General features: G+C 65.5%; 12 protein-coding genes. 6 read left to right on the forward strand and 6 right to left on the reverse strand.

All coding sequences use genetic code 11. From position 1 onward, the window contains the following. Positions 1-11: 11 nt before the first annotated feature. The gene (locus VF617_RS01490; RefSeq protein WP_331013086.1) at positions 12-1,211 is read right to left on the reverse strand and encodes a pyridoxal phosphate-dependent aminotransferase; all 1,200 of its coding nucleotides are present in this window, start codon (positions 1,209-1,211) and stop codon (positions 12-14) included. 10 nt (positions 1,212-1,221) lie between these two features. Beyond that, positions 1,222-2,979: an aminodeoxychorismate synthase component I gene (gene pabB, locus VF617_RS01495; RefSeq protein WP_331013087.1), complete on the reverse strand. Its 1,758-nt coding sequence runs from the start codon at positions 2,977-2,979 to the stop codon at positions 1,222-1,224. 77 nt (positions 2,980-3,056) lie between these two features. Here pabB and VF617_RS01500 point away from each other — a divergent pair, with 77 nt between their 5' ends. After that, positions 3,057-3,713, forward strand: coding sequence for an MBL fold metallo-hydrolase (locus VF617_RS01500; RefSeq protein WP_331013088.1), 657 nt, complete (start codon positions 3,057-3,059; stop codon positions 3,711-3,713). A 111-nt stretch (positions 3,714-3,824) separates the two neighbouring features. Here VF617_RS01500 and VF617_RS01505 read toward each other — a convergent pair whose 3' ends face one another. Beyond that, positions 3,825-4,715 (reverse strand): LysR substrate-binding domain-containing protein, encoded by an 891-nt coding sequence (locus tag VF617_RS01505; RefSeq protein ID WP_331013089.1) that lies wholly within the window; start codon positions 4,713-4,715, stop codon positions 3,825-3,827. 275 nt (positions 4,716-4,990) lie between these two features. Between VF617_RS01505 and VF617_RS01510 the strand changes: the two genes are divergently transcribed. Continuing rightward, the gene (locus VF617_RS01510) at positions 4,991-7,282 is read left to right on the forward strand and encodes a CDC48 family AAA ATPase (RefSeq protein WP_331013090.1); all 2,292 of its coding nucleotides are present in this window, start codon (positions 4,991-4,993) and stop codon (positions 7,280-7,282) included. Here the strand turns inward: VF617_RS01510 and VF617_RS01515 are convergent. Next, positions 7,233-8,543 (reverse strand): MFS transporter, encoded by a 1,311-nt coding sequence (locus VF617_RS01515; RefSeq protein ID WP_331013091.1) that lies wholly within the window; start codon positions 8,541-8,543, stop codon positions 7,233-7,235. The two genes, VF617_RS01510 and VF617_RS01515, sit on opposite strands and share 50 nt — an antisense overlap. After that, a complete protein-coding gene (locus tag VF617_RS01520) occupies positions 8,540-8,860 on the reverse strand; it encodes an antibiotic biosynthesis monooxygenase (protein WP_331013092.1) in 321 nt (106 codons plus the stop codon). Before VF617_RS01520 ends, VF617_RS01515 begins: the two co-directional genes overlap by 4 nt. Before the next feature lie 53 nt (positions 8,861-8,913). Here VF617_RS01520 and VF617_RS01525 point away from each other — a divergent pair, with 53 nt between their 5' ends. Then, positions 8,914-9,663: a sulfite exporter TauE/SafE family protein gene (locus VF617_RS01525; RefSeq protein ID WP_331013093.1), complete on the forward strand. Its 750-nt coding sequence runs from the start codon at positions 8,914-8,916 to the stop codon at positions 9,661-9,663. On the opposite strand, the gene VF617_RS01530 is transcribed toward VF617_RS01525, so the two are convergent. Next, on the reverse strand, positions 9,660-10,595 hold the full coding sequence (locus tag VF617_RS01530; protein ID WP_331013094.1) for a ribose-phosphate pyrophosphokinase: 936 nt from the start codon (positions 10,593-10,595) through the stop codon (positions 9,660-9,662). The two genes, VF617_RS01525 and VF617_RS01530, sit on opposite strands and share 4 nt — an antisense overlap. A 114-nt stretch (positions 10,596-10,709) precedes the next feature. On the opposite strand from VF617_RS01530, the gene gltX reads away from it, so the two are divergent. The 3 genes from gltX to VF617_RS01545 all read left to right on the forward strand — a co-directional run bounded on the left by gltX (position 10,710) and on the right by VF617_RS01545 (position 13,198). Further along, the gene (gltX, locus tag VF617_RS01535) at positions 10,710-12,038 is read left to right on the forward strand and encodes a glutamate--tRNA ligase (RefSeq protein ID WP_331013095.1); all 1,329 of its coding nucleotides are present in this window, start codon (positions 10,710-10,712) and stop codon (positions 12,036-12,038) included. A gap of 85 nt (positions 12,039-12,123) precedes the next feature. Continuing rightward, positions 12,124-12,786, forward strand: a complete 663-nt coding sequence (locus tag VF617_RS01540; protein WP_331013096.1) for a TonB family protein — start codon at positions 12,124-12,126, stop codon at positions 12,784-12,786. A 67-nt stretch (positions 12,787-12,853) separates the two neighbouring features. Then, complete coding sequence (locus VF617_RS01545) at positions 12,854-13,198, forward strand: hypothetical protein (protein ID WP_331013097.1); 345 nt, start codon at positions 12,854-12,856, stop codon at positions 13,196-13,198. The last annotated feature ends 9 nt before the right edge of the window (positions 13,199-13,207 follow it).

Genomic DNA, 13,207 nt, shown 5'->3' on the forward strand with positions numbered 1-13,207 from the left:
CGGCGAACCGCTCAGCGCAAGGCCGCGCAAGCCTCCTGGATACGCTCGCATGCCTGAGTCAGCACTGCGTCTGATGTGGCATAGCTGATTCGCAACGCCGGCGAGAGGCCGAACGCCGCGCCGTGCACCGCCGCAACCCGCGCATCCTCGAGCAGATAGTTGATCATCGCCTCGTCGCTGTCGATCAGCGTGCCCTTCGGGGTCGTCTTGCCGATCAGGGCGCTGAATTCGGGATAGACGTAAAAGGCGCCTTCGGGACGCGGGCAGTTCATCCCGTTGATCTGGTTGAGCATCGAGACGACGAGATCGCGGCGGCCCTGGAAGGCGGCCACGCGCTCTTTCAGGAAGCTCTGGTCGCCATTGAGCGCCGCGACCGACGCGGCCTGCGAAATGCTGCACGGGTTGCTGGTCGATTGCGACTGGAGCTTGCTCATCGCCCTGATCAGCCAGGCTGGCCCGCCCGCATAGCCGATCCGCCAGCCGGTCATCGCATAGGCCTTGGACACGCCGTTGGCGGTCAGCGTGCGATCGTAGAGCGAGGGGCAGACTTGCGCGATCGTCCGGAACTCGAAGCCGTCATAAAGGATATGCTCATACATATCGTCGGCATAGATCAACACGTGCGGGTGGCGTTCGAGTACTCCGCCCAGCGCTTTCAGCTCGGCCTCGCTATAGGCCGCGCCGGTCGGGTTCGAAGGCGAATTGAGCACGACCCATTTGGTCCTTGCGGTAATCGCGGCTTCGAGCTGTTCGGGCTTGAGCTTATAATTCTGGTCGGCGCCCGCCGCAACGAACACAGGCTTGCCGCCCGCGAACTCGACGACGTCGGGGTAGCTCACCCAATAAGGCGCGGGGATGATCACTTCGTCGCCCGAGTCGATCGTCGCGCAGAATGCATTGAAGAGCGTGTGCTTGCCCCCTGCATTCACGCTGATCTGGCTGGTCGCGTAATCAAGGGCGTTGTCGCGCTTATACTTGGCGACGATCGCTTCCTTGAGTTCGGGCGTGCCGTCTACATTCGTGTATTTTGTCATGCCCGCGCGGATCGCCGCGATCGCCGCTTCCTTGACAAAATCGGGCGTGTCGAAATCCGGTTCGCCCGCGCCGAGCCCGATCACGTCGATTCCGGCGCGCTTCATTTCCAGCACGCGGCTGGTCATGGCGAGCGTGGCGGAGGGCTGGATTCGCTGGAGCGCGGCGGAAGTCTGCATGGGCGCGCGACTAACCCGCGGGCACTCGATCCGCAACTGTAACGGCTGATACCAGTCCGCGCACGGCATTGCCGATGAAGAAGCCATTTTCGAGATCGCCCGGAGTGAGATCGCCTTCCACCGCACGGCCGCTAGCGAGCAATTGCGCGCGGAGCACGCCAGGAAGCAGCCCGCGGGCGAGCGGCGGAGTGACCAGGACACCTTCCCGCTCGACGAAGAGCGAAGTGAAGCTGCCCTCGGTCAGATAGCCTTCGCGATCTGTGTACAGCGTCTCGAAGGCATCCGGAGCCCGCGCGTAAATGTTCCGGCGACTGGTCTTATGAAGCAGGCGAAAGTCGTCTGGCGCGACTTGGTGCGGGCGGACCGCGACGGTCACCGGGCCATCCGGTGTATCGGGCAGCGGCGAAATGCCGATCGCAAGCGCGCCGGAAGGCGCGAGCAACAGCCGCACCCGTGCGGGTGTTCGCAGCCGGAAGGTCGCTGCCTGGAGCTCGTTGCGGGCGGCGTGGCGGTCGAACTCCCGTCCGAAAGCCTGCGCGCTCGCCTTCATCCGCGCGAGGTGGCGCTCGAGCAGCGGCAGGCCTAGTTCGGGATCGAAGCGCATCGTCTCGATCAGGTCGAACGCAGTTTCGCCGGAGGTGACGAACGCTCCCTTGGCAAGGCATTCCTCCCACTCTTCCTCGGCAGTGGAATCGGCGACGACGCCGGAGCCCAGGCCCAGCGTGGCGCTGCTCGCCCCGGGCTCGATCGTCAGGGTGCGGATCGCAACGTTGAACGCCATCCCGCCATCGGGATCGATGCGGCCGATCGCCCCGGTATAGATGCCGCGCGGGCCACCCTCGACCTCCGCAATCACTTCCATTGCGCGAAGCTTGGGTGCGCCGGTGACCGAACCGCACGGGAAGAGCGCGGCCAGCGCCTCGACCGCGCCGATATCATCGCGGGGCGTGGCGATCACGGTCGACACCATCTGGTGGACGGTGGGATATTGTTCGACGCGAAACAGCTCGGGCACGCGCACGCTGCCCGGATCAGCGATGCGGCTGAGATCATTGCGCATCAGATCGACGATCATCAAATTCTCGGCGCGCTGCTTGGGGTCGCTGCTCAGCGATGCGGCGAGAGCTTCGTCCTCGGCGGGTGTCGCTCCCCGGCGCGCGGTTCCCTTCATCGGCCGGGCGACCAGATCGCCATTATCGTCGGTCATGAAGAAGAGTTCGGGCGAGAAGGACAATATCCATTGCTCGCCGGTGGCGACCAATGCGCCATGGCCGGCCCCGGCACGGCGGCGTAGCAGCGCATACAACGCGGCCGGGTGGCCAGCGAAGGGCACGTCCGCCCGAAAGGTCAAATTTGCCTGATAGATATCCCCCGCCTGGATATATTCGGCGACGCGCGCGAAGTGCGATTCGTACTCGCCTCGCGAGACTCGCGGGCGCGGCACGCCGGCCCAGGCGCTGGCCGGATCGGGGAGCAGCGCCTCCACATCCACTTGCGCGTCGCAATGGCCGAATGCGCCGAACCACAGGCACGGTTCCGGCGCGGCATGCGTGGCGGCGCGGTCTGCGAGCCCGGCCGCGGCCTCATAGGTCATGAAGCCGGCTAGATGCATGTTGTGATCGTGGTGGATGCGAAGCGTGGCCAGCGCCTTCGCTACCGATTGGGGTCCCTTGGCGCGGATCGGCGAGCAGGAGCCATGATACAGCCGCGCCCCCGCGCCGCCGGGGCGGGCGTCGTCGAGCAATACGAAAGGTGGAGTGAGCACCATGGCGGGGGAATGCAGCCGCGCGCCGCCACGGGCAAGCCAATGTTGCCGCTGCCGGTCCCGCCCCCTATCTCGGCGCGATGCAGAACACTCCCATGCGCGCGGCGATCGTGCCGGTCACGCCGCTCCAGCAGAATTGCACGCTTTTGTGGTGCACCCAGACGATGCGCGGCGCCTTCGTCGATCCGGGCGGCGATCTTCACAAGCTGCGCAGCGCGGCGCAGCAGCACGGCGTGACGATCGAGAAAATCCTGATCACCCATGGCCATATCGATCATTGCGGATCGGCCGGCGAATTCGCCAGAGAATTGGGCGTGACGATCGAGGGCCCGCATGAGGCCGACCGTTTCTGGATTGCGCGGCTGGAGGATGATGGACGGAAATATGGAGTCCGAGGCATGCCCTTCGAGCCCGATCGCTGGCTGGCCGAGGGCGATCAGGTCACCGTCGGCAATCTGACGCTCGACGTATATCATTGCCCCGGCCACACCCCGGGCCATGTGGTATTCCACCATCCCGAATCGAAGTTCGCCACGGTGGGCGACGTGCTGTTCCAGGGTTCGATAGGCCGCACCGATTTCCCGATGGGCAATCACCAGGACTTGCTCGACGCGATCGTCACCAAGCTATGGCCGCTGGGCGGGGACACTGTGTTCGTGCCGGGCCACGGGCCGGTGAGCAACTTCGCGCACGAGCGCAAGACCAACCCTTACGTAAGCGATCAGGCTTTGGCTTGATTCGGCGTCGCCGGATGCCGCACCGGCCCGCTCCCTCACCCGGCCACCCATAGAATACACTGCCGTTGGGTGGCCGGGTGGGGGAGCGGGCTGGCGCCGCCCCATTAGGGCTTAAACCGCCTCCGCGCCGATCGTCTCGATCAGCCAGTCGTGGAACATGCGCACCGGACGCTGGGCGAGCGCGCGGGGGCGGCAGACGAACCAATAGCTGTACTGGCTCTCCACCGTAAGGTCGAAAAGCTGGACGAGCCGCGGATCCTGCGCCGCCTCGAAATGCGATTCGAGCATGAATGCGACGCCCAGCCCCTGCGCGGCGGCTTCGAGCATGAGCGTGCCCGAGTCGAAATGATCGATCGCTAGCGGCTCGAGCTCGGGGAAGCCCGCCGCAGCGCGCCACGCGGTGAACGTCTCCGGCATATCGCGGTGGACGAGTGCCGTGAGCTTGGAGAGCTGTTCGGGTCGAGTCACCGGGTCGGCCCCTTCGACCAGGGCCTTGGCGCCGATGACATGGACGCGGTTGCGGTCGAGCCGCCGGGCGTAGAGGCCGGGATCCACATCGCGCGCAATGACGATCGCGGCGTCCAGCCCGTCGCCCAGCCGCGCGACCCCATGCCCGCCGGTATCGACATCAAGGTGAAGCTCGGGATGCTTGCGCTTGAGATCGGGCAGTCTCGGCATCAGCCGCTGCGTGGCGAATAGAGGGAGTATGCCCAGCCGCAGGCGGAGCAGCTCGCTTCCGCTGGTCATCGCCTCCACTGCGTCGGTCATCGCATCGAGCGCTGGGGCTATTCCCGCAAGCAATCGCTCGCCATCCTCGTTCAGGCGCAGCGCCTGGTGGCGCCGTTCGAACAGCGGCTTGCCGATAAAGCGCTCCAACGACTGGACGCGGCGGCTGAGCGCGGGAGAGGAAAGCGCCAGTTCCTCGGCGGCGGCCTTGATCGAGCCGAGCCGGGCGACCTGGACGAATGCTTCGATGGCAGTAAGCGGAGGCAAACGGCGCATGCATATCTTGTGCGCTGCGTCAGAGGATAATGCGAGCGCTTTTTTCTTCGCGTTGCGACAGACCGGCTCCCCAGGCCGCACCGGGGAACCCTCGTACGCTTGCAATCCATGCACTCGCATCAGGACGATTTCGCACTTGCACAATATTTCGCGGCAGCGCACAAAGATCGGGCCTTTCAGGCATCCTCTCCTAAAACTTTCCCGGCCGGTCCTTGTGACCGGCCTTTTTTTCGGCTCCAGCGTTCCTAGCTTCCCGGGCTCATGGAGACGATGGAATGGCCGACGACGAATCGCCCCGCAAATTGCAGGTGGCCAATTCCCGCCCGGAGGATAGCGGGCGCGGGCTGGCGCATATCCCGCGCACGCTGATGGCGGCCTTGGGCCTGGCCGAGGGCGACGTGATCGAAATCGTCGGCAAGCGCGTCACGCCTGCACGCGCGGTCCTCCCCTATCCCGAGGATGAGGGGCTGGAGATCCTGCGCCTCGACGGCCTCCAGCGCGCCAATGCCGGCGTCGGCGCGGGCGATTTCGTGATGATTCGCAAGGCGCAGTCCAAGCCCGCCACGCGCGTGGTGTTCGCGCCGGCCCAGCAGAATCTCCGGTTGCAGGGCTCGGGCGTCGCATTGAAGCGCACCTTTTTCGGGAGGCCTTTGTGTCAGGGCGATGTCGTGGCGACGGCGGGCCAGCAGCGGATGAGCGACATGCCGCCCCAGGTGGCGCAGCATCTGCGCGCGCCGGCTTACGCGCTTCAGGAAATCCGGCTCGCGGTGATCGCGGCAAGCCCGAAGGGCATCGTCCATATCGATGAGAATACCGAGATCGAGCTGCGCCCCGAATATGCGGAAGTCGGCGATGCCCGCCGCGCCGACGTGACCTATGACGATATCGGCGGGATGGCGGCCACGATCGATCAGTTGCGCGAAATGGTCGAATTGCCGTTGCGCTATCCCGAACTGTTTCAGCGGCTCGGCGTCGATCCGCCCAAGGGGGTGCTTCTTCATGGGCATCCCGGCACAGGCAAGACGCGGCTGGCGCGCGCCGTGGCGAACGAAAGCGACGCGACCTTCCACCTGATCAATGGGCCGGAGATCATGGGCTCGGCCTATGGCGAATCCGAAGGGCGGTTGCGGCAGGTATTCGAGGAAGCGGCCAAGACCGCGCCCTCCATCGTCTTCATCGACGAGATCGACTCGATCGCGCCCAAGCGCGGCCAGGTTTCGGGCGAGGCCGAGAAGCGCCTGGTCGCGCAATTGCTGACGCTGATGGACGGGCTGGAGGCGCGCGCCAATATCGTGGTGATCGCGGCGACCAACCGCCCCGATGCGATCGATGAGGCGCTGCGGCGGCCCGGCCGTTTCGACCGCGAAATCGTGATCGGCGTGCCCGACGAGCGCGGGCGGCGGGAGATTCTGGGCATCCATACGCGCGGCATGCCCCTGGGTGAACGCGTCGATCTCGGCGAGTTGGCCCGCACCACCTATGGCTTTGTGGGCGCCGATCTGGCGGCGCTGACGCGCGAAGCGGCGATCGAGGCGGTCAGGCGGCTGATGCCGAAGCTCAACCTTGAGGATCACAGCATTCCGCCTGAAGTGCTAGACACGCTCTGTGTGACGCGCGAGGATTTTCTGGGGGCGCTGAAGCGCGTCCAGCCGAGCGCGATGCGCGAAGTGATGGTGGAAGCGCCGCGCGTACGATGGGAGGATGTCGGCGGACTCGACGATGCCCAGATGCGCCTGAAGGAAGGCGTCGAGCTGCCCCTCAAGGACCCCGATGCCTTCCTTCGGCTGGGGATTCGGCCCGCCAAGGGCTTTCTGCTCTATGGCCCGCCAGGCACGGGCAAGACCCTGCTCGCCAAGGCAGTCGCGCGGGAGGCCGAGGCTAACTTCATCGCGACCAAATCCTCCGATCTGCTCAGCAAATGGTATGGCGAGAGCGAGCAGCAGATCGCGCGGCTTTTTGCCCGCGCACGCCAGGTTGCGCCTTGCGTGATCTTCATCGACGAGCTCGATTCGCTGGTGCCCGCACGTGGCGGGGGAATGGGCGAGCCGCAGGCCACCGAGCGGGTGGTCAACACGATCCTGTCCGAGATGGACGGGCTCGAGGAGCTGCAATCGGTAGTGGTGATCGGCGCCACCAACCGCCCGAACCTGATCGATCCGGCATTGCTGCGGCCCGGGCGCTTCGATGAGTTGATCTATGTCGGCGTGCCCGATGCAGCCGGGCGCGAGCGCATCCTGAAAATACAGACCGAAAAGATGCCCTTGGCCAAGAACGTCGATCTGAAGAGCATTGCTGCCCGCACCGAGCGCTACACCGGCGCCGATCTGGAGGATGTGGTGCGCCGGGCAGGGCTGATCGCGCTGCGTAAGTCGATGAAGGCGAAGAGCGTGACGATGGCGAATTTCGAGGAAGCGCTGGACGATTCGCGAGCGACGGTCACCCCCGAGATGGAAGCCGAATATGAGGCGATGTCGGGCAGGCTCAAGCAACAGGCATCGGCCATTCAGCCGATCGGCTTCATTGCGCCGGGGATGCTCCAGGGCCGGGGCCCGAAGAGCGAAGGCTGAGATACCCGTAGACCAAAAGGCAAACGAGCCACGCTGCCGCGGTGAGATAGGGCAGGGGCCGCCATAATTCATATAACCCCACGCCGATCGACGGCCCGAGCACGAAGGCTGCACCGTTGATCGAAGTGATCTTGCCGGCAACCGACCCCTGCGCTTCCAGACCCACCGCAAGCGATGCGCCCGCAGTGAAGCCGGGCCGTGCCAGCCCCATGCCGAGCGAAGTCAGCGCATAGCCGAGCGCGATTCCGTAGAGCGAGCTCGCGGTGCCGGTGGCGATGCAGCCCACCGCGCCCAGCACGGCGCCCGCGAGCACCAGCGCACGTGGCTTGAGATCGAGCAGCGGGATCAGCCCCCATTGCGCAAGCAAAGCCGAAATCGCACCCATCATCAGCACCAGTCCGGTGGGCTGGAGCGCCTGGAGCGGAGTTACGTGGAGCCGGTCGATCACGAGAAAGCCGATCGCCTGTCCGGTCATTGCCTGGGCATGACCGATCACCAGTCCAGCGATGATCCAGCCGCGGATGCGGTGATCGAAAAAGCCGACGGGCTGGCTCGGCGCGGCCATCGCCGCGGTGATCGTCGCGCCGCTTCCCTGGCCGCCGATCGAAGGATAGCTTGCCGCCGCGCCGTGCGACGCCGCTTCCTCGCGCGGGAGCAGCCGCGCGACGGTGATCCATATGGCGGCCCCGCACGCGGCAGCGAAGAAGGCGGGTCCTGCCAGTCCCACCTCCGGGCCACCCGGCCAGAGATGCCCGAGCACCAAATAGGGGGCGATTGCCGGACCCAGGATGGTGCCCAGGCCGAAGGCGGAAGCGATCAGCGTAAGCGCCTTGGTCCGCTCCTCGCGCGTCGTTCGTCCCGCCACCAGCGCTTGCACTGCCGGGGGCGCGGCCGAACCGAATGCGCCATAGATCATGCGCGCGAAGATGAAGGCGACGAAGGTGGTGAGCGGCGCCAGCACCCCGTTGATCCCCAGCATCAGAAATACGCCGCACAGCAGCAGCGAGACCGTGAAGCCGGCAATCCCCAGCAGCACCATTGCGCGACGCCCGTGCCGGTCGGAGCGATTGGCCCAGTAGGGTGCGGCGATCACCCATAGCAGAGCCGAGACCGAGAAGACCGCGGCGACGGCGCTGTCCGCCACGCCGAGCGAGCGGCCCAATGCGGGGAGGACCGATTGCAGCGCCGTGTTCCCCGCCGCGATCGCGAGCATCACGGTGAACAGCAAAGCGAAAGTGCGGTCGAACCCCCCGAGCTTCATCGGCGCGCCCAGGAATAGCTGCGCCCGATCTCGGCGACGTGCAGCATGTACCAATCGTACCAGCGGCCGCGTCCGGCCTCACGCGTCGCCGCATGCTCGGGATGCTGACGCCATGCAACCGCGCTGGCTTCGTCCTCCCAATAGCTCAGCGTGATGCCGAGTGAGCCATCGGAGACGTGGTCCATGCCCCTACAGCCGGGCTGGGCGGCGGCGAGCGCATCCATCGCCTCGGCCGCCGCTTTATAGCCCTCGGCGTCCAGGCCGGTGCGCCGGGAGACGAACAACACGACAGTCTGCCCGGTGCGATCTTCGGCCATGTGCTTCGATTAGGCACTTTGGCGCGCCGCGCAAACCCGCTACCGCGATCCGCATGATCGCCGACTGGCATTTCTACGCGCTCGCAATTCCCGCGGTGATCCTTACCGGGCTGGCCAAAGGGGGCTTTTCGGGAATGGGCGCGCTTTCGCTCCCCATTCTCGCCTTTGCGATCGATCCAGTGCGAGCAGCGGCGATCCTGCTGCCGATCCTGATCGCGCAGGACGTGGTCGGCGTCTGGGCGTTTCGCAGACACGTCGATTGGCGGCTGCTCGGCTGGATGCTGCCCGGAGCGCTGCTCGGCATCTGGCTCGGCTATCGCTTCGCCGCCAGCGTTTCGGCCGAAGGGGTGATGGCCGCGGTCGGCGCGATTTCGCTGCTGTTCGGGATATACCGCTTGTGCGCGGCCCATCTTGCGTTGCCTGGCGAACCGCGCCGCTGGCCCGAATGGGTAGGATCATTGTTCGGGATCGTCGCGGGGTTCACCAGCCAGATCGCGCATGCCGGCCAGCCCCCGTTCCAGCTTTGGGTGCTCGCGCGCGATCTGCCGCGCGATATCATGATCGGGACGACCGCAATTTTCTTCGCGACGGTCAACCTGATCAAGGTGGCGCCCTATTTCGCGCTTGGCCAATTCAGTTCGGCAAACCTGATGACCTCGGCGGCGCTGCTTCCGCTCGCGTTGGTTTCTACGATGGCGGGCGTGTGGCTGGTTCACCGCCTTTCGCCGGCGCGCTTTCTTACCGCAATCTACTGGCTGATGATCCTGGTCGGCGTCGCGCTGATAGCCGAGGCGGTGGCTTAATCGAAAAGGCTCGATACCGAAGTCTCGTCCGCGATCCGCCGGATCGCCTCGGCCAGCAGGGGCGCGATGGTGAGATGGCGGATCTTGGCGCTCTCGGCGATCACTGCGTGGTTGCCGATCGAATCGGTGATGACCAGCTCCGCCAGCGCCGACCCGTCGACACGCGCGACCGCGCCGCCCGAGAGCACCCCGTGGGTGCAGTAAGCGACCACTTCCTCGGCCCCGCCGGCCTTGAGCGCGGCCGCGGCGTTGCAGAGCGTGCCCGCCGAATCGACGATGTCGTCCATCAGGATGCAAAAGCGCCCGCTCACTTCGCCGATGATGTTCATCACTTCGGATTCGCCGGGCTTTTCTCGCCGCTTGTCGACGATCGCTAGGGGGGCATTGTCGAGCCGCTTCGCCAGGCTGCGGGCGCGGACGACGCCACCGACATCGGGCGAGACCACCATCCACTGCTTGCCGGGAAAACGGCTGCGGATATCCGCCGACATCACTGGCGCGCCCCACAAATTGTCTGTCGGGATGTCGAAAAATCCCTGAATCTGCCCGGCGTGGAGATCCACCGAAAGTACACGGTGCGCACCGGCGATGGTGATCAGATTGGCGACGAGCTTCGCCGAAATGGGCGTGCGGGGCCCGGGTTTGCGATCCTGCCGCGCATAGCCGAAATAAGGGAGGACGGCGGTGATCCGTTTTGCCGACGCGCGCTTGAGCGCATCGATCATGATCAGCAATTCCATGAGGTTGTCATTGGCCGGATAGCTGGTCGACTGGACGACGAACACATCCTCGCCGCGCACATTCTCGAGTATCTCGACGAAGATTTCCTCGTCGGCGAAGCGACGGACATTGGCCTTGGTCAGCGGAATCTCGAGATAGGCTGCGATCGCAGTGGCGAGCGGTAGGTTCGAATTGCCGGCGATCAGTTTCATGCGCGCGTCCTTGCAGCGGAAGCCGCTCTTAGCCAGCGCCGCGCCCGCGGGAAAGGCCGCTTGGGCCAAAGCGGCAGCATTGCCGCAGCTGGCCCGGGCGCATAAGCGGGCGCGATGACCGTGATCACGCGTTTCGCACCCAGCCCCACCGGCACATTGCACGTCGGCAACCTCCGCACGGCGCTGCATAACTGGCTGTTCGCAAAGCGGCATGGCGGCCGGTTCCTGCTGCGCATCGACGACACCGATGCTGAGCGATCCGAGGAACGCCATATCGACGCGATCCGCGCCGATCTCGCCTGGATGGGGCTCGCGCCCGACGCGGAGGAGCGCCAGTCGGCGCGCTTCGACCGGTATCAGGAGCGCTTCGCGGAGTTGCGCGCGGCGGGGCGGGTCTATCCGGCATATGAGACAGCGCAGGAACTCGAGCTCAAGCGCAAGATCCTGCTCGGGCGCGGACTGCCGCCGATCTACGACCGGGCGGCGCTCGGCCTGAGCGATACCGAGTGCGCGAGGCTTGAGGCCGATGGCGTCAAGCCGCATTGGCGCTTCAGGCTGGATACCAGCGCGATCGAGTGGGACGATCTGGTGCGAGGCCCACAGCGCTTCGATCCCGCGGCCATGAGCGATCCAGTGGTTCGCCGGGCCGACGGATCATGGCTCTATTTGCTCCCGTCGGTGATCGACGATGCGGATATGGGGATCAGCCACGTGGTGCGGGGCGAGGACCATGTCTCGAACACCGCGAGCCAGCTTCAGATGTTTGCCGCTTTGGGTGCCCAGCCGCCGCGTTTCGCGCATGAAGCGCTGTTGACCGGCAACGAGGGAAAGCTTTCCAAGCGTCTAGGTTCGCTCGGAGTCGATCATTTCCGAGAGACCGGCATCGAGCCCCAGGCGCTGCTGGCGCTGCTGGGGAGGCTCGGCACCAGCGATCCCGTCGAGCCGTTCGTCGATGCGGCGCCGCTGATCGAGAGCTTCGACTTCGCCCGCTTCGGCCGCGCACCGGCGCGTTTCGACGAAGCGGAACTCGCCGCCATCAATGCGAAAATCGTGCATCAGCTCCGCTTCGACGCAGTGCGTGACCGCCTGCCGGACAGGATGACCGCCGCCGCCTGGGAGGCGATCCGGCCCAATCTGACCAGCGTCGGCGAAGCCCGCGATTGGTGGTCGGTCGTCGAAGGGCCGATCGAGTCGCTGCCGGCTGAAGAGGATCGCGCGTTCCTTGCCGAAGCCGCTGCCGCGGCGGCGATGATCGACTGGTCCGCCGATCCCTGGGCGCAGCTCACCAGCGCGCTGAAGGAGGGGACCGGGCGCAAGGGACGGGCATTGTTCCTGCCATTGCGACTCGCACTGACGGGGCGCGAGCACGGGCCCGACATGGCCGCTTTGCTCCCCCTGATTGGCAAGGAGCGGGCTCTGGAACGCCTCGGAGCCAGCACATGAGGGAAGTATTTACCCGGGCAATGTAATGTTGTATCATTACTGAAGCCGGTGTCCGACCGGCAAGTGGAGATGGAGTGCAACGCCAATGTATGCCGATCAACGCTATGTGCCCCGCAGCCCCCGCTCGCTCAGTCTCGCCGGCGCGCTGGCGATCAATGGGCTGGTCATCGCCGGGCTGCTCTCGTTCGTGCCGGATATCGTGCCCAAGCCACCGGTCACGGCGCTGGAAACGACCAATGTGCCGATCGATCCGCCCCCGCCCCCCAAGCCGATCGAAAAGCCTGTGATCGAGCAGACCCCCCAGCAGATCGACCCCTATATCCCGCCCGTGCTAATCCGCCAGATCGAGCGCCCGGTGATTGCCGGCACCGATATCCTGCCGACCGAAGCGCCCCCGGTGGGGCCAGTCACCAATCCTGGCCCGACGAATGTTATCGAAGCTCCCAAACCCCTTCCGGCGCTGATCGGCGCACAACAGGATCCGCGCTTCGCCCGTGACTTCCAGCCCGACTATCCGGCTCCGGAACTGCGCGCGCAGCGTGACGGCAAGGTGGCGGTGCGCGTGCTGATCGGGGCCGATGGGCGCGTGAAAGCCGTGGAGCAATTGAGTGCCACCAGTTCGGCTTTTTTCGAAGCGACCAGACGCCAGGCGCTGGCCAAATGGCGTTTCAAGCCGGCAACGCGCGGCGGTGTGCCGGAGGAGAGCTGGAAGACGATGACCGTGCGCTTCGAGCTCAAGAACGCCTGAAGCCGGCGGGCGGATGCGGGGGCTGGCTCCCGGGCCCCCGCATCCCTATCTTCGCCGGCATATGAGCATGTTCTCCCGCTTTTCCCCGCTGCGTGCCGTGCGCGACCTGCGCGCGTTCCTGAAATCGCGCAAACCGCATGAAGTCGGCTTCATGGCGCTTTCGGTCGCGATTACCTGGACCGTGATCCTGGTCTTTTCCCGCGATACCAATATCACGCCCGATTATGTCGAGCCCGACATCATCTATGTGCAGAGCTATGCCGAGAACCGCACCGAGGCGGAGATCGTCACGCAGCAGAAGGTCGATTTGCCTAAGGAACAGGCGCGCAAGAAGGCGGTCGAGGATGCGCAGAGAAAGCGCCAGCAGGAATTCAAGAAGCTCGACGACAAGCTGAGATCGTGGGGCATCTGAACGACGCAC

It is taken from the genome of Sphingomonas sp. (assembly GCF_036388215.1).
Taxonomy (GTDB): Bacteria; Pseudomonadota; Alphaproteobacteria; order Sphingomonadales; family Sphingomonadaceae; genus Sphingomonas.

What these genes read in the sequence shown, in the direction of transcription:
- pabB (WP_331013087.1), bottom strand. Translation starts at nt 2,979, where the DNA reads ATGGTGCTCACTCCACCTTTCGTATTGCTCGACGACGCCCGCCCCGGC.
- VF617_RS01510 (WP_331013090.1), top strand. Translation starts at nt 4,991, where the DNA reads ATGGCCGACGACGAATCGCCCCGCAAATTGCAGGTGGCCAATTCCCGC.
- VF617_RS01540 (WP_331013096.1), top strand. Translation starts at nt 12,124, where the DNA reads ATGTATGCCGATCAACGCTATGTGCCCCGCAGCCCCCGCTCGCTCAGT.
- VF617_RS01505 (WP_331013089.1), bottom strand. Translation starts at nt 4,715, where the DNA reads ATGCGCCGTTTGCCTCCGCTTACTGCCATCGAAGCATTCGTCCAGGTC.
- VF617_RS01500 (WP_331013088.1), top strand. Translation starts at nt 3,057, where the DNA reads ATGCAGAACACTCCCATGCGCGCGGCGATCGTGCCGGTCACGCCGCTC.
- VF617_RS01525 (WP_331013093.1), top strand. Translation starts at nt 8,914, where the DNA reads ATGATCGCCGACTGGCATTTCTACGCGCTCGCAATTCCCGCGGTGATC.
- VF617_RS01545 (WP_331013097.1), top strand. Translation starts at nt 12,854, where the DNA reads ATGTTCTCCCGCTTTTCCCCGCTGCGTGCCGTGCGCGACCTGCGCGCG.
- gltX (WP_331013095.1), top strand. Translation starts at nt 10,710, where the DNA reads ATGACCGTGATCACGCGTTTCGCACCCAGCCCCACCGGCACATTGCAC.
- VF617_RS01530 (WP_331013094.1), bottom strand. Translation starts at nt 10,595, where the DNA reads ATGAAACTGATCGCCGGCAATTCGAACCTACCGCTCGCCACTGCGATC.
- VF617_RS01490 (WP_331013086.1), bottom strand. Translation starts at nt 1,211, where the DNA reads ATGCAGACTTCCGCCGCGCTCCAGCGAATCCAGCCCTCCGCCACGCTC.
- VF617_RS01515 (WP_331013091.1), bottom strand. Translation starts at nt 8,543, where the DNA reads ATGAAGCTCGGGGGGTTCGACCGCACTTTCGCTTTGCTGTTCACCGTG.
- VF617_RS01520 (WP_331013092.1), bottom strand. Translation starts at nt 8,860, where the DNA reads ATGGCCGAAGATCGCACCGGGCAGACTGTCGTGTTGTTCGTCTCCCGG.